Below are 18,896 nucleotides of genomic sequence, written 5' to 3'. Positions count from 1 at the left end.
TATTAAATACAGTCCTGATTTTTAAATGGTTATTTTTGAGTTTTACCGCTTTTGTATGAAGAAACTTTTGGCATTATCTGTAGGTGCATTGTTGTTTGGGCAGGCCACTATGGCCCAGCAAAGACTGGTGGCAGACAAAATTATCGGCGTTGTGGGTGATAAGATCATCCTCAAATCCGATATGGACGGGGCGCTCAGCGATCAGCAGCGCAACTCGGTAGACGGCAACCTGGCTCCGGACGCAGCCTGTCTGACCATGGAAATGCTGATTTCCCAAAAGGTGATGGTGCTCCAGGCTGAACGCGACAGCTTACCGCTGAACGACGGAGATGTGGAAGCGCAAATGGAAAACCGTATCCGCTACTTCGAACAGCTCTACGGCTCCAAGGAAAAAATGAAAGAAATAACCGGCTACACCGTATACCAACTTCGTGAACGCTTCCGCCAACCCATCAAAGAAGGCTTGCTGGCACAGGCGATGCGGAATAAAATCGTTGAACCGGTAAAAGTAACTCCCTCTGAAGTAAAACGCTTCTTCGATGCTATTCCAAAAGATAGCCTCAAATTCTATGAGTCAGAACTGGAAATCGGTCAGATCGTAATACAGCCCAAAGCTACCCGCGAAATGGACCAATACGCCGTAGACCGCCTCCTGGACTTCAAAAAACGCGTACAGAATAAAGAATCCGACTTTGGCTCACTGGCTATCCTCTACTCTGAAGATCCCGGTGTTAAAGACAACAAAGGCGTGTATGTACTAAACCGCAACGATAAAAATACCTGGGACCCTGACTTCCTCGCCGCTGCTTTCCGTTTGAAAGAAGGTGAAATTTCATCTCCCGTAAAATCACAACATGGCTACCACCTCATCCAGATGCTGAAACGCCAGGGGGATAATGTAACCGTACAACACATCCTCGTAAGATCGGCCGTAACAAAATCCGATCTCGCCGCCTGTATGGGTAAGCTGGATACCATTCGCACAGCGATCCTCAACAATAGATATACTTTCGCGGAAGCAGTAACCAAATACAGCGATGCCCAGACGGCAAAGTTTGATGGCGGTATGCTCCAGTCCAAAACCGGCGACGGAAGCACGCTTATCACCATCGATCAACTGGATGATCCTTCTGAAAGAGATATCGTTTTGATGCTGGATACCCTGAAACCAGGCAATATCTCTGCACCAGCACAGTTTACAGATGAAAACGGCCGCACTTCTACGCGTATCGTTTACCTGAAAACCCGCACCCAGCCACACCGGGAAAACCTCACGGATGACTATTCCCGTATTCAGCAACGCACATTGGACATCAAACGTGCCGAAGCAATCAATAAATGGCTGATAGAAAAAATACCAACTTTCTACGTACACGTAGATAATGAATATAAAGATTGCCAGCATATTAGCCAGTGGATGGCGAGCCTCGCGAAGCAATAAAATAAGCATCATAAACGACGGAGTTGTGAGAAGATATATAGCGAATGATTTTCGCAGGTATCTCTTCACAACTCCGTAATTATTAATACGTAACCATAATTTTTCCACTCATCTTTTCCCACAATGCTGTAATTCGCGATTCGTAATTCGTAATTATTTGGCGTACCTTTGCGACTTCAATTTTCTTGCGATGAGTGATGCGATCAAACATGAATGCGGTCTGGCATTTATAAGATTAAGGAAGCCGTTCTCCTACTACCAACAAAAATATGGGACTGTTTTTTATGGGCTGAACAAACTGTATCTTCTCATGGAAAAACAACACAACAGGGGCCAGGATGGCGCCGGTGTTGCCACCGTGAAACTGGATACAGAGCCGGGCGTTCCATTTATGCAACGTATCCGCAGCGCAGCCCCGCAAGCCATTGGGGATGTGTTCAGCAAAATCCGCGAAGAAATACACGAAATAGAAAAATATCAGCCGGAAATCATCAAATATCCCGGCCTCCTCAAAGGACATGTAAGATTCCTGGGAGAACTCCTGATGGGTCACCTCCGCTATGCTACCCAGGGAAAAAATAATGTAGAACTCTGCCACCCGTTTGTACGCTATAATACTATTCCCGCCCGTAACCTGGCCATGGCCGGTAACTTTAACCTGGTAAACGCAGATGAACTTTTCAAGTTTGTAAAAGCAGAACCCGGTGAAGTACATAAAAACAGTGACCTGGCTGCCATGCTGGAAACCGTTCACCACTTCCTTTCACTGGAAGATGAAGAACGCCGCAATGGCCTGGATGTGAAAAAGATCCTCCAGCAATCATTCTCCATGTTCGATGGTGGCTACCACGCCTGCGGTCTTATCGGCTCCGGCGACGCTTTCGTGATCCGTGATCCGCACGGTATCCGTCCTTCCTACTACTACGTTAATGATGATGTGATCGTAGCTGCTTCCGAAAGAGCTGCCATCCGTACGTCCTTCAATGTAGGCGAAAATGAAGTACTGGAACTGATGCCCGGTCATGCACTGATCGTTAAAAACAATGGCGATTACTCCATAGAACAGATCCTCGAACCCAAAGAGCGCAAAGCCTGCAGCTTTGAAAGGATCTACTTCTCCCGCGGTAACGACGAAAAAATATATAAGGAACGTACTGCTTTAGGTCGCAATTTATCCGGCACGGTGTTGAAAGCCATTGATAATGACCTGCGCAATACCATCTTTTCCTTTATTCCAAATACCGCTGAAGTGGCCTTCTATGGCTTGCTGAAAGGATTGGAAGATTATCTTAATAAAATCAAGGTAGAACGTATCCTCTCCTGGGATAAGGATTTCGACGAGGAAAAGCTGAGCGAAATGGTGAACCGCCGCATCCGTATTGATAAAATAGCCATCAAGGATGTGAAGATGAGAACCTTCATTACAGAAGATTCCAGCCGTAATGAAATGGTACAGCACGTGTACGATATCACCTACGGTACGGTAAGACCGGGCATTGATTCCCTGGTTGTGATCGATGACTCTATTGTACGCGGTACCACCCTGAAAGAAAGCATCGTTAAAATGCTGGATCGTTTAGGACCCAAACGTATTATTGTTGTTTCTTCTGCTCCGCAGATCCGTTATCCGGACTGCTACGGTATTGATATGAGCAAAATGGGCGATTTTGTAGCCTTCCAGGCGGCGATTGCCCTGCTGAAAGACCATGACAAGGAACACATCCTCCAAGAGGCTTACGGCCTGTGTAAGGAGCTGCAACGCACCAACACGCTGCATGCCCAGAACGTCGTGAAAAATATCTACAAGCCATTTACACCGGAAGAAATCTCTGCCAAGATCGCCGAGATCCTGACGCCTGTTGGCCTGAAAGCAAAAATAGAAGTGATCTATCAATCTATAGAAAGCCTCCACGAAGCCTGCCCTAACAACCTGGGTGACTGGTACTTTACCGGTAATTATCCCACTCCGGGCGGCAACCGTGTTGTAAATAAAGCCTTCATGAACTTCATGGAAGGCAAAAACGAAAGAGGCTATTAATATCTGGTTATTAAATTATTTAGAGATGTAGCTATTTGGTTCAAAGGAAAATTTCTTCCTGAAACTAAATAACTACATCTCTAAATAATTAAATAACTAAATATAATATAACCTTAACACATTAACGTCCTTTAAAACCTTATTTTCGTTTCTGCTAACAATACGTTTTCAGCCATGAAAACACTACTACTCATCCGTCATGCAAAATCCAGCTGGACCAATCCGGACATGGATGATTTTGATCGACCGCTCAACAAACGGGGGAAGCAAAACGCCCCGGAAATGGCTAGCCGCCTCATTACACGGGGAATGGTACCGGAACTGATCATTGCCAGCCCGGCCAAGCGAACGCGCTCCACCGCCAAAATAATGGCGGACGAATGGAAGTATCCCAAACAAGCGATCCTGCTGGAAGAGGAACTTTATTTATGCTATGCCTCCACTTTCCTGAAAGTGATCACTAAAATTGATGATGATTTCAGCGCAGTAGCCATCTTCGCACACAATCCGGGGATCACTGACTTTGCTAACTACCTCACCGAAGAGATCAGGATCGACAATGTACCCACCACCGGCATCTTTGCCATCCAGGCAGATACCGATTGCTGGAAAGATTTTGATCTCGCAAAAAAGAAATTCCTCTTCTTTGACTATCCGCGCAATAATTAACCCTTGGTAATTTTATTGTAAGAAGCTGTAATCCCTTTGATCAGCGAAGAACTGAAACCCTGGTGTTCCATTTCATTCAATCCCGCTATAGTACAACCTTTGGGGGTTGTTACCTTATCAATTTCTTCTTCCGGATGACGGTTTTCACGAATCAGCAATTCTGCCGCACCCTTTACTGTTTGTGCTGCAATAAGACTGGCAGTACGTACATCAAACCCGATTTCAATACCACCCTGGATATTGGCGCGGATAAAACGCAGCGCATAGGCAATACCGCAGGCGCCCAGTACCGTGGCCGCATCCATCAGCTGCTCGTCAATGCTCACCGTAGCGCCCAGCTGATCAAACATGGTCTTCACAAAACGTACCTGTTCCTCCGTTGTATGTTTATAACAGATACAGGTAACGGATTCCTGGATAGCAATGGCCGTATTGGGCATAGCGCGTACCACCGCCATACCGGGAATAATATGCTCCAGGTCCGCTATACTCACACCGGTAACAACGCTGATGAGGATCTGTTTTTGGGGATCAAAAGAACTTTTGAACTCCTGCAATATTTCGCGGACGTTATAAGGCTTTAACGCTACTACGATCACCTCTGCCTGACTGATAGCAGCGGCGTTGTCCGAAATCACTTTTACACCCGCTTCCTGTAGCGCAGTGAGTGTCCCCGTATTACGCTTGGTAACCGTGAGATCTTCTGCCTTTGAAAAGCCGCTTTTCAACAATCCCTGAGCGATGGCCGATCCCAGATTTCCACCACCTATAATAGCTATTTTTTTGGCTGACATAAAAAATAAATTTTCACTATAAATCGTACGGAAGGTATAACAATTGCCCCATTGATGCAAACCGGCTGTATTCCTTAACTTGCAGCCATGCAGGCAACAGACAGGGCAGCGGCGTTTTATGCCCGGATTAAAGAAACGTATAGCATATCAACCCCGGAAGATAAAATCCGTCACTATAAACTAATCCTCGAAGGTCTTTTCCGGGAACTCACCCGCGAAGAAACCCGGTCGTTCGGGAACCTGTTTGCACGCATGCAATTCTACTTCGATAAACAGGTAGTGCCGCCCGATATTCACAAACAACTGACGGCTTTACGCATTCTAACGAACAAGGCTACACGCGGATTATTTTCCCTCCAGGATGCGGAACAGCTGCTATGCATTAAAGCACTCGCCACCGCGGTGGCCTGGTTTTATAATACGCCCGTACCGGCGGCCCTCAGCGAATTGTATGCCCCTTCCGGCAGCAGTAGCCTGTCGCTGTCCTACCAGCACCGGCCATCCGATCTTGCCCTGCTGAAATGTATGATCACAGCAGTAGGAGAGCTGGGCACCGATGCCAAAGGGAAATATACTTTTTTGCTGGAAGTAAAGAATGATGAACAGGGAGATTTTCACTTACACCTGGAGCACCTTGAACCCGTTACGGTCATGGCGCTGCATGGACTATTGCGCCCCTACGATACCATTCACGTGCACCATTGCCGGCAGGGAGCAACGGAGCAAGCCTATACTACTACCGCAGAAAGCCAGGTGATACTGGAACCGGATCTGCTGATAGATATCAGTGATCTGGCCGAATGCTTCACCCACAAAGGCGCTAACCGCTTACTTTATCTTGTTAAAAAATTAACACCGCAACAGCCCGCACCCGCAGCCTTCAAGGGAAACCTTGTAAACGCCCTGCTGGACGAGATGCTCCGCAATCAGACGATAGATTTCAAAACCTCTTTTGTAGAAGCCGTTGCAGAAAACGTACTCCAGGCCGCTGCCTACGGACGTGAAAAGCTGAATGAAATGTTTCGCGATATCCGCCACCAGCACTGGGGCAACCTTCACAGCACGGTAAAAGACCTCCAGGATAAGCCGGTACGTATTGAGCCTACTTTTTTCTCTGCCCAATACGGTCTGCAAGGCCGCCTGGATCTGATGGCCGAAGACGATACAGATCCGTACCGCAAGGAAATATTTGAGCTGAAGAGTGGAAAAGCACCCGACTTCAACACCTGGAAAAATCATGAGATGCAGGTTGTAGGCTATAACCTCCTGCTCCGCTCTGCCTTTGGGCAGCAACGCAAAGGCAGCTCTGCGATCCTCTATTCCGCCGCAACGGCCAATCCGCTGCGAAACGTGACCAGCACCCACCGTACTGAAAATGACCTGCTCCTGCTCCGCAATGAAGTAGTAGCGATGCTACTGCGCCTTGCGGGTGGCGAGTTTGAGGTATTGTCAGCGATTTCGGGAGCCGCCGCCGCGGGCCTGCCCGCCTTCAGTGCTGCACATTTCATTTCTTTTGAAAAAGCATGGTATGATGCCCCCGATGCTGCAAAAACATATTACAAGCAGTTCCTGGCGTTTGTATTGCGGGAATATCTGCAAGCCAAATGCGGTATGTTTTCGGAAGTGAACAGGGAAGATGATGCAGACGGTTTCTCCGCGCTGTGGCTGCAACAGGAAAATGAAAAGGCCGCCCGCTTCAATATTATATCCGGGCTTCGTTTCCGTGAATTTGATACGGTCAACAGCGCCGTACTGTTTGATATAGTCGTCCCCGTTAGTCATAATTTCCGTACCGGAGATACGGCCATTATTTACCCGCGTACCGGCACTACATTGCAGCCCCTGCAACAACAGCTGCTCAAAGGCCGTATCGATGACCTGGGAAAAGACCAGCTTACCTTTTCGCTCAATAACCGGCAAATGACGCTGGACTTCTTCCGCCAGTATGACGAATGGATCATAGAACATGATATCTACGAATCCAACTATTGGACAGCAGCGGCCGCGCTTTTCCATGTTATATCCCCGCAATACCGGCAACGCACCAACGTATTACTGGGACTTGATACCCCACGCCGGCAGCCGTTACCAGGTACCGTACCAATCATGTTCAACAGCAACCAGGAGCAGATCGTACAACAGGCACTGGAAGCGCAGGACTACTACCTGTTGCAGGGCCCTCCCGGCACCGGAAAAACATCTTCCCTGCTCACAACCATTGTAGGGGAGATGATCAAAGAAGATCGCTGCGTGGTCATTGTAGCCTTTACCAACAAAGCAGTGGAGGAAATCTGTCATAAGCTGGAGGCAAAAGATATACGCCATCTCCGCCTCGGTGGCAGGAATACCGCAGCAGCCGTCAAGCTACGGCAATATTGCCTCGATGGTACGCTGGATGAAGCGCGCAGTTATATCACCGGTCATAAAGTATTTGTAGCCACGGTAGCCACCATGGCTACCCGCCTGGATCTGCTGGTGATGATGGGCATTCCTGCCGATACGCTCATCGTGGATGAAGCCTCTCAGCTCACGGAGCCACAACTACTGGGCCTCCTGATGCCTTTCCGGAAATTTATCCTCATCGGTGATCAGAATCAGCTGCCGCCGGTAGTAACCCAGGAAGCATATTTCTGCCGGGTAAGAGAGCCGCAGCTGCTGGAACTGGGCATTCATGACCTGCGCGCTTCCATTTTTGAGCGGTTGATGCAACGTTGTAAGACCAGCCACTGGCACCATGCCTGGGGCATGCTGAATACCCATTTCCGTATGCACGACAACATCGCCGACCTCGTAAATCATTATTATGCGGGGCAGTTGTCGTCCGGAAAAGAAATGCAGAAAGCCGTTTTTGAAATCAACGGTAGCAGTGAAAATGTAGGGTGGGAGCGGGTGTTGTCATTAGGCAGGAAAGTATTTATACCCAGTCCTTACGAGGCTACTTCAAAAATGAATAGTACGGAAGCCACACGGGTGGTATCCTTATTACATCATCTGAAAGGCTGTTATGGCGCAGATTTTAGTAAAGATACCGTAGGTGTGGTAACGCCGTGGCGCACCCAGATAAGCCTGATCAGGGAGCTGATAGACAATGATAAAGACTTGCATCAGATCAACATTGACACGGTAGAGCGTTTCCAGGGTTCTGAAAACGATATTATTATTGTTTCGCTGGCGGTGTATCATGCCGCGCAGGTGCATACATTACAATGTCTCGGACAATTTAAATGGGAAGAACAGGATATCGAAGTAGATCGCAAGCTGTTGGTAACGTTATCGCGTGCACGAAAACAGGTGATTCTGATGGGGTATGAGCCGGTACTGATGGAGAGTCCTCATTACCGGAAAGTGCTGGAAGAAATGGCCAGGGGAAATTTGTAAGGGGGTTTCAAAAATAACTACGGCCACACTTGCTGTGTGGCCGTAGTCAGACAACATCATATATGATCAGTCCCGGGCAAGCCAGGCATTAATCCAATGTTACATGCGACCAGTTTTCGCCGCTTTTGATACGGTATAGCTGCATTTCACTGATATCAAACTGTTCGGCAATTTGCTTCATCGTTTTTTTACCAGGTTTTGTCAGCAGGCGCTTGATATTTTTCACTTTGCTAACATTCAGCTTCAGTCCTTTTAAACGGTTGCGCTGTTTTTCTTTATAAGCCAGCTTGGCCGGACTGTTTTGCTGATGATCTTCCATTTCCTCCTTGGTGGCCCAGCGAAGGTTGGTAGCTTTATTATTCTTTTTATCGTAATCCAGGTGGATCACATACTTGTGCGAACGACCTGCTTTCTTGCTGAACAGTTTGGCCACTTCGCGGTGCAGGTAGAGTGACTGGTAGCTGTCGGCCGGTTTCACATTTAAAACCGTATAGCCTTCCACGGTAGAACCCGTGAGCAGCTTACCATCTTCCGTACTTTCATGATAACTGATCACTCTCCCCATGTTAGAAACAGCGTATTTTTTACGCAGGGCAGACTTGTTTTTAATCTGTAAGTCCTTCCAGACTTCATTTTTCAGATTTTTAATTGTGGTCATGTGAAAGTAATTTATATTTTTTTGTTTTTCGTGGGGTCATCCGTTTATCCGTAAACGTTACAACCAGCCATTTCATTATCAGCCGGCAGAAAATTATGTTCAATTAACTGGGGAGCAGTCCTTTCGAATATATGATCCTTGTATTGCAATATCACCGCGTCTAACACTTCTTCTATCTCTGCTAACGTCTTGTAAGTTACTAATTGTTGTCTGAATTCCTTGATATGCGGTAATCCTTTGAGGTAATTTGTATAATGGCGACGCATTTCAAGTATTCCAACCACATCACCTTTCCATGATACGGACTGGTGCAGATGCTTTCTACAGACTTCTACTCTTTCCAAAACAGTTGGAGGCGGTAAATGTTCGCCCGTCTTCATAAAATGCTTGATCTCTCTGAAAATCCATGGATAACCAATAGCAGCGCGGCCTATCATTACACCATCCACGCCATATTTTTGTCTCGCTGCAACGGCTTGCTCCGGCGTACATATGTCACCGTTACCAAAGATAGGAATTTGTATGCGTGGATTATTTTTTACTTTTCCGATCAAAGTCCAGTCAGCACTACCTTTGTACAATTGTGTGCGGGTACGTCCGTGAATAGTGAGTGCTTTGATACCTACATCCTGCAACCGCTCCGCAACTTCTTCAATGTTCCTGGAATCGTCGTCCCAACCGAGGCGCGTTTTCACGGTAACCGGCAGCCGGGTAGCTCTTACCACTGCTTCCGTGAGTTTTATCATCTTGGGAATATCTTTCAGAATACCGGCACCGGCGCCTTTACAAACCACTTTTTTTACCGGGCAGCCAAAGTTGATGTCCAGTAAATCAGGATTGGTTGCTTCCACAATCTGGGCGGCCATGGCCAGCGGTTCTTCATCTCCCCCAAAAATCTGAATACCTACCGGGCGCTCATAATCGAAAATATCCAGCTTTTTCCGGCTTTTGATAGCATCACGGATAAGCCCCTCCGAAGATATGAACTCGGTATACATCAGGTCAGCCCCGTTATCCTTGCATACTGCACGGAAAGGCGGATCGCTCACATCTTCCATGGGAGCGAGTAATAAAGGGAATTCCCCCAGATCAATATTTCCTATCTTCACCATAAATTATATACCACAGCTGGTTTTGACCGTAGTTATTATTTTAATATTTTATATATTGTTTCTTTTCGCAATGAGACATTTGCAGTTACGCTCCCTTATTGTCAGCAGCATCGCATCATGATATGTTCATTATGTAAATCTGCTATGTCACTGCAAACTGAATTTCGCGATGTAAATTTACGCAATTTAATACAGTAATACTTTATGACCGGTTATCTGAAGCAATCGCCTCTTCCCTTACAGTTTGTCACCTTCATCGGGTTTTTCTTCGGATTTACCTCCCTTTATCTCGTAGGAGTCGGTACCCTTTTTCCGATGCTGACCGGGCATTCACTTGCTGCCCTGCAAAATGTTGATCTGAAAGATGCTAACCTGATCGGCTATCTGAAAATAACACAGTTTCTTTATACTATCATCTCTTACTTTATTCCTGCCGCTGTTTTTGCTTACCTGTGGCAACCTTCCCCCATGCGGTACCTGGGCCTCAAACCCGCGCCCAAAGGCTGGCAGGTACTGCTGGCGCTCATGGTTATGTACAGTGTTTTATGGTTTGCCGGACTGGTAAATCAATGGAACCAGACCTGGAATGTACCCCAGGCGGCACGCGATATGCAGGCCCAGACAGAGCAGCTGGTGAAGATCATGCTGCACATGCCGCAACCCAAAGACCTGCTGATTAATCTCCTGTTGATAGCCGCAGTACCGGCCATCGCAGAAGAACTTTTTTTCAGGGGCGTATTACAACGGCTGATGATCAAATCTACCGGTAAAGTATGGCTGAGCGTATTTATCACCGCCATACTATTCAGCGCCGTACACCTGGAAATGCTGGGTTTTATGGCCCGCGTAGTACTGGGCTTTGTGCTGGGAGCGATATATGTTATCAGTGGAAATTTATGGTTAAGCATCTTCGCACACATTCTCAATAACGGGTTGCAGGTGATCATGATCTATATGTTTCAGCATGGCATGATGAAAACCGATCCCACCAAAGACACGCCGGTAGCGTGGTACATCGGTCTGCTCAGTTTTGTGGTGACAATCGGTTTAATGTGGGCATTAAGTAAAAAGTCTACACCCATGGACATGACGGATAAGCCGGAGAAAGTTGAAAACAAAGATGTTGACCACATCGGAGTCGATGAAAATTTGTAATTTAACAGTGATCTAAAAGCTATAAATATGGAAAAAGACTGGGTGAAAATCTTTTCGAGCGACCGGCCTTTTGAGGCGGAGATTGTAAAAGGTATGCTATCAGAGAACGGCATCATAGCGGTTTTAATCAACAAGCAGTCATCTTCCTACAATATTGTACTCCCGGACCAGGTAGAATTATATGTGCATGAAACCGAGGAGAAAGTGGCTAAAGATCTCGTACATAATCACAACAATCTGCCCACGGGAGATCCTGATTCAGTGGATCCGCAACAGGGCTAATTTGCTCCATCGGGTAATTTTGTACACTTTTGCGTCTCAGAATTAATTAACAGAATTACGCATAATGAAGACATTCTTTACCCGCACTGCCTCTGCACTGGTGTTTGTGGCAGTAATGCTGGGCGGCATCTTATGGAGTCCATTTACTTTTTTCCTGCTGTTCTTCCTGATCAGCTTCTTTGCGTTACAGGAGTATTTTAAACTGCTCCGGCTCATAGATACCGATTATGCAACAGTGCCCTCCTGGCATAAATGGGGGGTAATGGTAGCAGGATGTGCTATCATGCTTGCTTTCACAGGAGAGAATTTTAAGATAGGGGAGATAGCTACCGGCTTCATAGGCTGGTGGGTAGCTGTTATATTCTTACTGGTACTGCCTCTGGGAGAAATATTACTGAGCAGGGATTTTTCCCTGAAAAACATAGGCTATTCCGCCCTGGGTATACTATATATCATTATTCCGTTCAGTTTACTGGTGAATATCAGGCTGAATGCAATTGATCCCGGATGGCTGATTCCTTTACTACTCCTCGCTTTCATCTGGATTAACGATACTATGGCCTACATTGTAGGCTCACTCATAGGCCGTACGCCCTTTTTCCCGTCCATCTCCCCTAAAAAAACAATAGAAGGCACCGTAGGCGGCATGATCCTGGCGGTAGCTGCAGCCGGGGTTTATGGTTTCTATTGGGGGCAGGAATACCTGTCTTTACAACATTGGCTGGCACTCGCCGGCATCGCTGCCATCTTCGGTACAATCGGCGATTTGCTGGAATCCAAGCTGAAACGGATGGCTGGCGTAAAAGACTCTGGTCACATCATGCCCGGCCACGGTGGCTTCCTGGACCGTTTCGACTCCCTGCTGCTGGCAGCTCCCTTTGCCTGGATCTATGTTCACTTCTTTATGATGGGCTAGAAATTCGTTTCCGGGAGAAAATTGAATTAAAGTAACTTCGCAACAGCTTTAACCATCCCGGCGTAGCCGGGACATATATAAACAACTTAACAAATAAACAAACAATGAAGATCCATCGTGAAGGATTTGCTACCATTTCCCTTGTATTCCTTGTACTGGCGCTCATCAACGGCGCTGTATCTTACTGGTTTGGCCAGTCGCCGGCCCTATCTTACAGCGTGCTGATTGTATCCATCCTTATTTTCCTTTTCATCGTATCCTTCTTCCGTATACCCACCAGACAATATACCGCAGGAGCATCACTCGTTACTTCTCCCTGTGATGGTAAAGTAGTTGTGATTGAAGAAGTATATGAACCGGAATATTTTAAAGATAAACGCCTCCAGGTATCTATTTTTATGAGTCCGGCCAACGTGCATGTAAACAGGAACCCCATCAGTGGCCAGGTAAAGCTGTCGCAATACCATGCCGGTAAATACCTGGTAGCCTGGCATCCCAAATCATCTACCGAAAATGAAAGACATTCTATCGTTATCGGTAATGGTAAAACGGATATCCTGGTAAGACAGATTGCCGGTGCACTGGCACGCAGGATCGTAAACTACCTGAAACCAGGCATGCAGGTAGCTCAAAACGAAGAAATGGGCTTTATCAAGTTTGGCTCCCGTGTAGATCTCTACCTCCCAATAGGAACAGAAGTAACCGTGAAATTAGAAGAAATCGTGAAAGGCGGACAAACGGTTATTGCTAAAATCTAGTATCTTAGTCACTTAATCAGATAGCATGAAAAAAGTTTTTACCGGCGTTGCGGCGCTCTTATTCATGGGAAGCGTAGCATTTGCACAGGATAATACCAAAAGCAAAGCTACCACAGATAAAACAGCGAAGTCAGAAAAGAAAAGCGATGCTGTGGCAAACTGTAAAACCACCGCAAAAGGTAAAAGCTGCTGTCAGCAACCTTCTAAAACAGCCAGCCTGAGAATGGCCGCCGCTGCCAAGAAACCAAAAACAGCACAATAATAATATTTTCGAATTTTTTGATTTATGAATGTAGGAATTTGGAATGCAGCGGAGATAACAAATAATTGTCAGTTCCGCTGCATTCCAAATTCCTACATTCATAAATCAAAAAATATTTATAAGATCTCCTTCAGCTCTCTCAAATGCCCGATGGTAAAGGTAGGTGTGAAGTCTACCGGGGGTTTGGCCGGGTTAAAATATACCTGGTCCATTCCTACACCATGTGCTCCTTTTATGTCAAGCTCCATGGCATCTCCGACCATTATGCTTTCAGTGGCAGTGGTACCGGCTTTGGCAATGGCATATTCAAAAATCTCCTTATATGGTTTCAGGCTGCCCGCTACTTCAGAAGTAACGATATGCGTAAAGTATTGATCAATACCGGCATTCTTCATTTTCAGCAACTGCGTTTCCTCAAAGCCATTGGTGATCATGTGCATCGGGTAATTTTTGGCAGCCAGGTAGTCCAGCGTTTCAACGGTTTCCGGGAATAACGCCGTTTTGTAAGGGAGGATTTCCAAAAACTCCTTACACATCGCTTGCGTTAATTTTTCATCCCCTATTTTAAAGTCCAGCAGTGCAAGGCGGAAGCGTTTATCGCGTAAATCATTGCGTGTAATAAATCCTTTACGGAAACGGTCCCACAAACGCTCATTATGGCCTACATAGGAGATGGAAAACTCCTCAAACGAGGGAACCCCTCTACCTGATAAATTATGGCTGTTATACAGCTCCAGCAATGTTTCCTGTTCATTTGTTTCAAAGTCCCAGAGTGTATGGTCCAGGTCAAAGAAAAGATGTTTGTATTTCATGACTGCGCAAAGGTACAAAATACAAAACAGATGGACCGGGATGCTACCCCTGCATTCAACTAAATTCACTATTTTACCGCTTCAATCAAGGATATTTATGAATGCAGTTATTACAGGTGCCAGCAAAGGCATCGGAAAGGCTATTGCAGAGAAACTGGCACAGGAAGGGTTTAACGTGGTTATTTGTGCACGTAGCGCAGATGCGCTGGCCGCAGCAAAAGCCGCTATACAACAGCAAAACCCGGCAGTAACTGTCATGGCAGAGCCTGTTGATATGGGAGATAAGGCGCAGGTACTGGCTTTTGCTAAAAAAATAAAATCTACTTTTTCTTCTATCGATATCCTGGTAAATAATGCCGGTATCTTCATCCCTGGCAGCATCCACCAGGAAGCAGACGGCCTGCTTGAAAAGTTAATGGCGGTAAATGTATACAGTGCCTATCACCTGACACGGGAACTGATGCCGCTGATGATACAACAACGCAATGGTCATATTTTCAACATGTGTTCCACTGCCAGCCACAGCGCCTATCCCAATGGCGGCTCCTATGGCATTACCAAACACGCCCTGCTGGGATTCAGTAAAAACCTGCGGAAAGAGCTGGTACCCTATAATATCCGGGTTACGTCAGTAAGCCCTGGCCCTACGCTTACCGCCTCCTGGGAAGGCTTTGAAGCCCCTCCCGACAGAATGATGCCCCCTGAAGATATTGCCAACATTATCTGGGCGGCCTTCTCCCTGGCCAAACAAACCGTTGTAGAGGAAATCCTCCTGCGGCCTATGCTGGGCGACATCTAGTGGTAAATTTTCCATTTATATATAATCTTTTAACTAAGTTTTAACGGGTCGTAACGCCGCTTCCCTAGCGGCTTTGGTTAAATTTGTTGACATCAATTATGAAGGACAGATTTAGTATAAGGAAGTGTATTTTCTCCGTTTTGTTCTGTTTGGGACTGGTGGCTTGTGCCAGCGCGCAGGAGTTTCGCTTCACTACCAGTGTGAGCAGCAATACTGTGTCGCAGGATGAACCATTCCAGATCCAGTTCATGCTGGAGAATGGCGTCAATGTGAGCAGCTTTATCCCTCCAAGCTTCAAAGACTTTGAGATTTTACAAGGCCCCTCCCAGATGCAGGGCCAATCGATTTTCAATGGCAAACGCTCTGAATATATTGCCCTGAATTATATCCTGCAACCCAAACATGTAGGTAACTTTACTATTGCCGGCGCACAGGCACGGGTAAACGGGAATGTGGTGAAATCCAATCCAGTACTCATTGAGGTGAAAAGAGGTAATGCGCAGGCACAACAACAACAGCCGCAACAGCAACAACAACAACCCGTTGCACCGCCACGCCGCAGCCAGCCAGGCAATGGCGAGGATCTTCCCGAAGGCGTACTCAAAAAAGGAGAGGACGTAACAGAGAAACTGCGCAAAAATATTTTCCTGAAAGTAGACGTTGATAAAACGGATCTGTATGAAGGCGACCAACTAACGGCAACGTATAAACTGTATACACGTCTCCCTACAAATTCAAGCGTTACCAAAGTACCCGCTTTTAAAGGCTTTTCTGCAAAAGATATAGAGCTTCCCAATCCGCCGCAGGCCACAGAAGAACGGGTGAATGGCATTCCTTTTAAAGTGTTTACCATCCGCAAAACCCTCTTATTCCCCCTGCAATCGGGCACACTGGAACTGGACCCGGTGGAAGTGGATAACCAGGTGCGCCTCGTAAAATTGGTGAACAACAAACGCGCGCATGCTAAAGATCCCTTCGACGATTTCTTCAATGATCCCGCTTTTAAAGATCCGTTCTTCGACGATTTCTTTAACAGGCCGGAAGTGGAATACCAGGATGTCCCTTACAAAATACAGAGCAGCCCCATTAAGGTAACGGTGAAACCGCTGCCGGTAGAAGGCAGACCGGTGAGCTTCAATGGCGCCGTTGGTCGTTTCAACATGACTGCTGTAATAGATAAAAATAAACTGAGTACTGACGATGCCCTCACGCTCAAAGTGACCATCAGCGGACAGGGAAATGTAAACCTCCTCAACTCGCCTAAAGTAGAGACCCCCAGCGGATTTGAGAAGTATGATCCTAAAGTGACGGACAATATTGAAAAAAACAGCAACCCGCTCTCCGGCAGTCGTCAGTATGAATATGTGCTGATGCCGAAAGAAGCAGGTGAACATACTATTCCGGCAGTGGAATTTTCTTATTTCGATCCTGCTGCCAACAGCTATAAAACACTGAGCTCCGGACCTTTCGTTGTCGATATTACACAAGGCAAACAGGTACGGGAGAACAAACACGATTTCAGCGTAGGCAAAAATGATATGGTGAAGAATGATACCAGTATACTCAACTGGACAAAGAAGCACAGCTGGTTTATTGTCAGCCCCTGGTTCTATCTGTTGTTGTTATTGCCCTTGCTCATAGCAGCAGGTATCATCCTGTACAAACGCAGAAAAGATTATAATACCACCAATGCAGCACTGCTCAAACATCGCTACGCCAATAAAGTAGCCCTGAAAAGACTGGAGCTGGCGGCACGTTATCTGAAAGAAGGAAAGGATAAATCTTTCTATGAAGAAACATCCCGCGCAGTATGGGGATACCTGAGCCATAAGCTGAAAATACCATTCGCAGACCTTAACAAACAATTAATACAAGACAAGTTGGCAGCGCGCCAGATCAACGGCAGCAATACCAGCAACCTCTTTGAACTGATTGATAATTGCGAAATGGCGTTATATGCACCGGCACATAATAATCATAAAATGCAGGGCACTTATACGCAGGCGGTCAATATTATCAGTAACCTGGAAGATGCGCTGAAGAATTAATTATTTAACGACGGCAGAATGTTGAATCACAGAAATATTACCTCACTTTTTTTTGCCCTGGGCCTGTTTAGCCTGATGCTATCAGGTATCAGTACACAGGCACAGCAAAAAGGCCAGCAGCAACGTTTTGATGAAGCCAATAGTCTCTATCAGCAAAGTAAGTTTACAGAAGCTGCAGCCGCTTATCAGCAACTGCTGAATGAAGGCAACAAGCAGAAAGCCTTATATTTCAATGCCGGCAACGCCTGCTACAAAGCAGGGCAAACCGGCAACGCCATATACAACTACGAAAAGGCATTGCAACTTTCGCCTGATGATGCCGACGTAAAACATAACCTGTCGCTGGCCAATCAGAAGGTAAGCGGTTACGTAGAGGAGTTACCGTTAGTATTCTTTCAGCAGTGGTGGCGGCAATTACAACAGCTCCATGCGCCCAATGCATGGGCCATCGGCACCCTCTTCTTTTTCTGGCTGCTGATAGCCGGCGTTATGCTGAATACTTTTTTACCGGGTTGGAAAAACAAATTCCTGCGCTGGGGTAACTATGCGATAGGAACCTTGTTTGTATTATACCTCGTCATGTCTGTAGATACCTACCTGGTGGCTAATGACCACAACGATGGTATTATCATGCATAATAACCTCAAAGTAAAACTGGCGCCCGACGAAAATAGTAAAGATGCATTTGAAGTGCAGGAAGGAATGAAAGTACATGTAGCAGATGCCACCAAAGATTTTTGCAAAATAGCACTGGCAGATGGAAAGAGTGGTTGGATCAGCTGTACTTATATCAAGCGGTTATAACAGGCGCTTTTATCCTGCCATAGATTGCCGGGAAGCCATATGCTGCATGCTGATAGTAAGCCGGTTACCACAGGGTTCCTGCTGCTCATCCAACAGCTGCTGTGCCTGGATACCCGCCAGCATATGATATTTTTCACTCATCATATATAATCTTTCGGCGGCAATATCAATACCGGAAGCCTGTCGCTCACCGGTATCATCGAGTAATTCCGTTGTCAGCACTCCGTTATCTTCCACCTGGATAAAGAGCCGATCATTTTCTCTGCCGATGATAATCAGCAAGTGGCCTCCGCTCTTTTGCGGACGCAGCAACAAACGGTGCCAGATAGCATACTGCACATATGGTTGAATGATCAACGGCGGCACCAGGGAAAACTGCTGATTCACTTCCGGCAGGATCTCTACCTGGTAACTAAACTGGTGATCAAAACGCAACTGCTCCAGCTGGATGTATAGTTCCAGCGCCTCCAGGTCGTCATACAGCGACACCCATTCCTTATTAAAATTACCGATCATCAAACGCATGAGCCGCGAAAAGCGGGTCAGGTATAAAGATGCCATATCCGTACTGGTAGTAAGAATGTAATGGTGAATAGCATTGAGGCTATTAAAAATAAAATGCGGGTCCATATGCGCCTGGAATGCATGCAACTCCAGGTTAGTCAACGTATGTTGTATGGTTATTTCTTTCGCTGAGGCTCTCCTGATTCTTCTTTCCCGCAGGATAAAAAATACGACGAGGGTAATGAGACTTAACAAAAAAAACAGCCAGTACGGCCATCCCGCAGCAAAAACAATTTCATTGTAATAATGTGTCACACATAAGGTTTACAGGAGATTGAAAAGCTCTGCTGATAAGTACATTAAATATCGGTTAATTCATTACGAATAGAAAGGGGGATTTAGCCGGAGGCAGGTTTTTACAGGAAAGTGGGGAGAAAACGCGGAAAAGTGGCAAAGGGGCTTATAC

General features: G+C 46.4%; 17 protein-coding genes. 12 read left to right on the top strand and 5 right to left on the bottom strand.

Annotated features, from left to right (window positions below; all coding sequences use genetic code 11):
• Nucleotides 1-55: 55 nt before the first annotated feature.
• From ABQ275_RS24305 to ABQ275_RS24295, 3 genes are all read left to right on the top strand, one after another.
• Nucleotides 56-1,441 (top strand): peptidylprolyl isomerase, encoded by a 1,386-nt coding sequence (locus ABQ275_RS24305; RefSeq protein WP_349315741.1) that lies wholly within the window; start codon nt 56-58, stop codon nt 1,439-1,441.
• A 310-nt stretch (nt 1,442-1,751) separates the two neighbouring features.
• Nucleotides 1,752-3,479, top strand: coding sequence for an amidophosphoribosyltransferase (locus ABQ275_RS24300; protein WP_349315740.1), 1,728 nt, complete (start codon nt 1,752-1,754; stop codon nt 3,477-3,479).
• 174 nt (nt 3,480-3,653) lie between these two features.
• Complete coding sequence (locus ABQ275_RS24295) at nt 3,654-4,148, top strand: histidine phosphatase family protein (protein WP_349315739.1); 495 nt, start codon at nt 3,654-3,656, stop codon at nt 4,146-4,148.
• On the opposite strand, the gene proC is transcribed toward ABQ275_RS24295, so the two are convergent.
• Nucleotides 4,145-4,942 (bottom strand): pyrroline-5-carboxylate reductase, encoded by a 798-nt coding sequence (gene proC, locus ABQ275_RS24290; RefSeq protein WP_349315738.1) that lies wholly within the window; start codon nt 4,940-4,942, stop codon nt 4,145-4,147. The two genes, ABQ275_RS24295 and proC, sit on opposite strands and share 4 nt — an antisense overlap.
• Before the next feature lie 87 nt (nt 4,943-5,029).
• Here proC and ABQ275_RS24285 point away from each other — a divergent pair, with 87 nt between their 5' ends.
• Nucleotides 5,030-8,320, top strand: coding sequence for an AAA domain-containing protein (locus tag ABQ275_RS24285; RefSeq protein WP_349315737.1), 3,291 nt, complete (start codon nt 5,030-5,032; stop codon nt 8,318-8,320).
• An 88-nt stretch (nt 8,321-8,408) separates the two neighbouring features.
• Here ABQ275_RS24285 and ABQ275_RS24280 read toward each other — a convergent pair whose 3' ends face one another.
• Both ABQ275_RS24280 and dusB read right to left on the bottom strand, forming a co-directional pair.
• The gene (locus ABQ275_RS24280; RefSeq protein WP_349315736.1) at nt 8,409-8,978 is read right to left on the bottom strand and encodes an NUMOD4 domain-containing protein; all 570 of its coding nucleotides are present in this window, start codon (nt 8,976-8,978) and stop codon (nt 8,409-8,411) included.
• Nucleotides 8,979-9,022: 44 nt separating this feature from the next.
• Nucleotides 9,023-10,090, bottom strand: coding sequence for a tRNA dihydrouridine synthase DusB (gene dusB / locus ABQ275_RS24275; RefSeq protein ID WP_349315735.1), 1,068 nt, complete (start codon nt 10,088-10,090; stop codon nt 9,023-9,025).
• 204 nt (nt 10,091-10,294) lie between these two features.
• Between dusB and ABQ275_RS24270 the strand changes: the two genes are divergently transcribed.
• The 5 genes from ABQ275_RS24270 (at nt 10,295) to ABQ275_RS24250 (ending at nt 13,463) form a co-directional block, all read left to right on the top strand.
• Nucleotides 10,295-11,245 (top strand): CPBP family intramembrane glutamic endopeptidase, encoded by a 951-nt coding sequence (locus ABQ275_RS24270; RefSeq protein WP_349315734.1) that lies wholly within the window; start codon nt 10,295-10,297, stop codon nt 11,243-11,245.
• A gap of 27 nt (nt 11,246-11,272) precedes the next feature.
• Complete coding sequence (locus tag ABQ275_RS24265) at nt 11,273-11,527, top strand: DUF2007 domain-containing protein (protein ID WP_349315733.1); 255 nt, start codon at nt 11,273-11,275, stop codon at nt 11,525-11,527.
• 64 nt (nt 11,528-11,591) lie between these two features.
• Entirely contained in the window at nt 11,592-12,443 is an 852-nt protein-coding gene (locus tag ABQ275_RS24260) for a phosphatidate cytidylyltransferase (RefSeq protein WP_349315732.1), read from the top strand.
• Between the two features lie 104 nt (nt 12,444-12,547).
• Complete coding sequence (locus ABQ275_RS24255) at nt 12,548-13,201, top strand: phosphatidylserine decarboxylase family protein (RefSeq protein WP_349315731.1); 654 nt, start codon at nt 12,548-12,550, stop codon at nt 13,199-13,201.
• Between the two features lie 25 nt (nt 13,202-13,226).
• Nucleotides 13,227-13,463, top strand: a complete 237-nt coding sequence (locus ABQ275_RS24250) for a hypothetical protein (protein WP_349315730.1) — start codon at nt 13,227-13,229, stop codon at nt 13,461-13,463.
• Nucleotides 13,464-13,579: 116 nt separating this feature from the next.
• On the opposite strand, the gene ABQ275_RS24245 is transcribed toward ABQ275_RS24250, so the two are convergent.
• Entirely contained in the window at nt 13,580-14,275 is a 696-nt protein-coding gene (locus ABQ275_RS24245; RefSeq protein ID WP_349315729.1) for a YjjG family noncanonical pyrimidine nucleotidase, read from the bottom strand.
• Between the two features lie 97 nt (nt 14,276-14,372).
• Between ABQ275_RS24245 and ABQ275_RS24240 the strand changes: the two genes are divergently transcribed.
• The 3 genes from ABQ275_RS24240 to ABQ275_RS24230 all read left to right on the top strand — a co-directional run bounded on the left by ABQ275_RS24240 (nt 14,373) and on the right by ABQ275_RS24230 (nt 17,926).
• Complete coding sequence (locus ABQ275_RS24240; RefSeq protein ID WP_349315728.1) at nt 14,373-15,074, top strand: SDR family oxidoreductase; 702 nt, start codon at nt 14,373-14,375, stop codon at nt 15,072-15,074.
• 98 nt (nt 15,075-15,172) lie between these two features.
• Nucleotides 15,173-17,122 (top strand): BatD family protein, encoded by a 1,950-nt coding sequence (locus tag ABQ275_RS24235; RefSeq protein ID WP_349315727.1) that lies wholly within the window; start codon nt 15,173-15,175, stop codon nt 17,120-17,122.
• Nucleotides 17,123-17,140: 18 nt separating this feature from the next.
• Nucleotides 17,141-17,926, top strand: coding sequence for a tetratricopeptide repeat protein (locus ABQ275_RS24230; protein WP_349315726.1), 786 nt, complete (start codon nt 17,141-17,143; stop codon nt 17,924-17,926).
• A 9-nt stretch (nt 17,927-17,935) separates the two neighbouring features.
• Here the strand turns inward: ABQ275_RS24230 and ABQ275_RS24225 are convergent, their stop codons facing one another.
• Nucleotides 17,936-18,745: a histidine kinase gene (locus ABQ275_RS24225; RefSeq protein ID WP_349315725.1), complete on the bottom strand. Its 810-nt coding sequence runs from the start codon at nt 18,743-18,745 to the stop codon at nt 17,936-17,938.
• Nucleotides 18,746-18,896: the final 151 nt, after the last annotated feature.

It is taken from the genome of Chitinophaga sp. MM2321 (genome assembly GCF_964033635.1).
Classification (GTDB): Bacteria; Bacteroidota; Bacteroidia; order Chitinophagales; family Chitinophagaceae; genus Chitinophaga.
Note: the sequence above shows the minus strand (reverse complement) of the source record. Positions and strands in the feature narration are given on the sequence as shown.

Bases quoted from the DNA above. Each gene is read 5' to 3' on its own strand.
- ABQ275_RS24235 (WP_349315727.1), top strand. From the start codon at position 15,173: ATGAAGGACAGATTTAGTATAAGGAAGTGTATTTTCTCCGTTTTGTTC.
- ABQ275_RS24285 (WP_349315737.1), top strand. From the start codon at position 5,030: ATGCAGGCAACAGACAGGGCAGCGGCGTTTTATGCCCGGATTAAAGAA.
- ABQ275_RS24305 (WP_349315741.1), top strand. From the start codon at position 56: ATGAAGAAACTTTTGGCATTATCTGTAGGTGCATTGTTGTTTGGGCAG.
- ABQ275_RS24260 (WP_349315732.1), top strand. From the start codon at position 11,592: ATGAAGACATTCTTTACCCGCACTGCCTCTGCACTGGTGTTTGTGGCA.
- ABQ275_RS24265 (WP_349315733.1), top strand. From the start codon at position 11,273: ATGGAAAAAGACTGGGTGAAAATCTTTTCGAGCGACCGGCCTTTTGAG.
- ABQ275_RS24280 (WP_349315736.1), bottom strand. From the start codon at position 8,978: ATGACCACAATTAAAAATCTGAAAAATGAAGTCTGGAAGGACTTACAG.
- ABQ275_RS24295 (WP_349315739.1), top strand. From the start codon at position 3,654: ATGAAAACACTACTACTCATCCGTCATGCAAAATCCAGCTGGACCAAT.
- proC (WP_349315738.1), bottom strand. From the start codon at position 4,942: ATGTCAGCCAAAAAAATAGCTATTATAGGTGGTGGAAATCTGGGATCG.
- ABQ275_RS24245 (WP_349315729.1), bottom strand. From the start codon at position 14,275: ATGAAATACAAACATCTTTTCTTTGACCTGGACCATACACTCTGGGAC.
- ABQ275_RS24240 (WP_349315728.1), top strand. From the start codon at position 14,373: ATGAATGCAGTTATTACAGGTGCCAGCAAAGGCATCGGAAAGGCTATT.
- ABQ275_RS24230 (WP_349315726.1), top strand. From the start codon at position 17,141: ATGTTGAATCACAGAAATATTACCTCACTTTTTTTTGCCCTGGGCCTG.
- ABQ275_RS24300 (WP_349315740.1), top strand. From the start codon at position 1,752: ATGGAAAAACAACACAACAGGGGCCAGGATGGCGCCGGTGTTGCCACC.
- ABQ275_RS24255 (WP_349315731.1), top strand. From the start codon at position 12,548: ATGAAGATCCATCGTGAAGGATTTGCTACCATTTCCCTTGTATTCCTT.
- ABQ275_RS24250 (WP_349315730.1), top strand. From the start codon at position 13,227: ATGAAAAAAGTTTTTACCGGCGTTGCGGCGCTCTTATTCATGGGAAGC.
- dusB (WP_349315735.1), bottom strand. From the start codon at position 10,090: ATGGTGAAGATAGGAAATATTGATCTGGGGGAATTCCCTTTATTACTC.
- ABQ275_RS24270 (WP_349315734.1), top strand. From the start codon at position 10,295: ATGACCGGTTATCTGAAGCAATCGCCTCTTCCCTTACAGTTTGTCACC.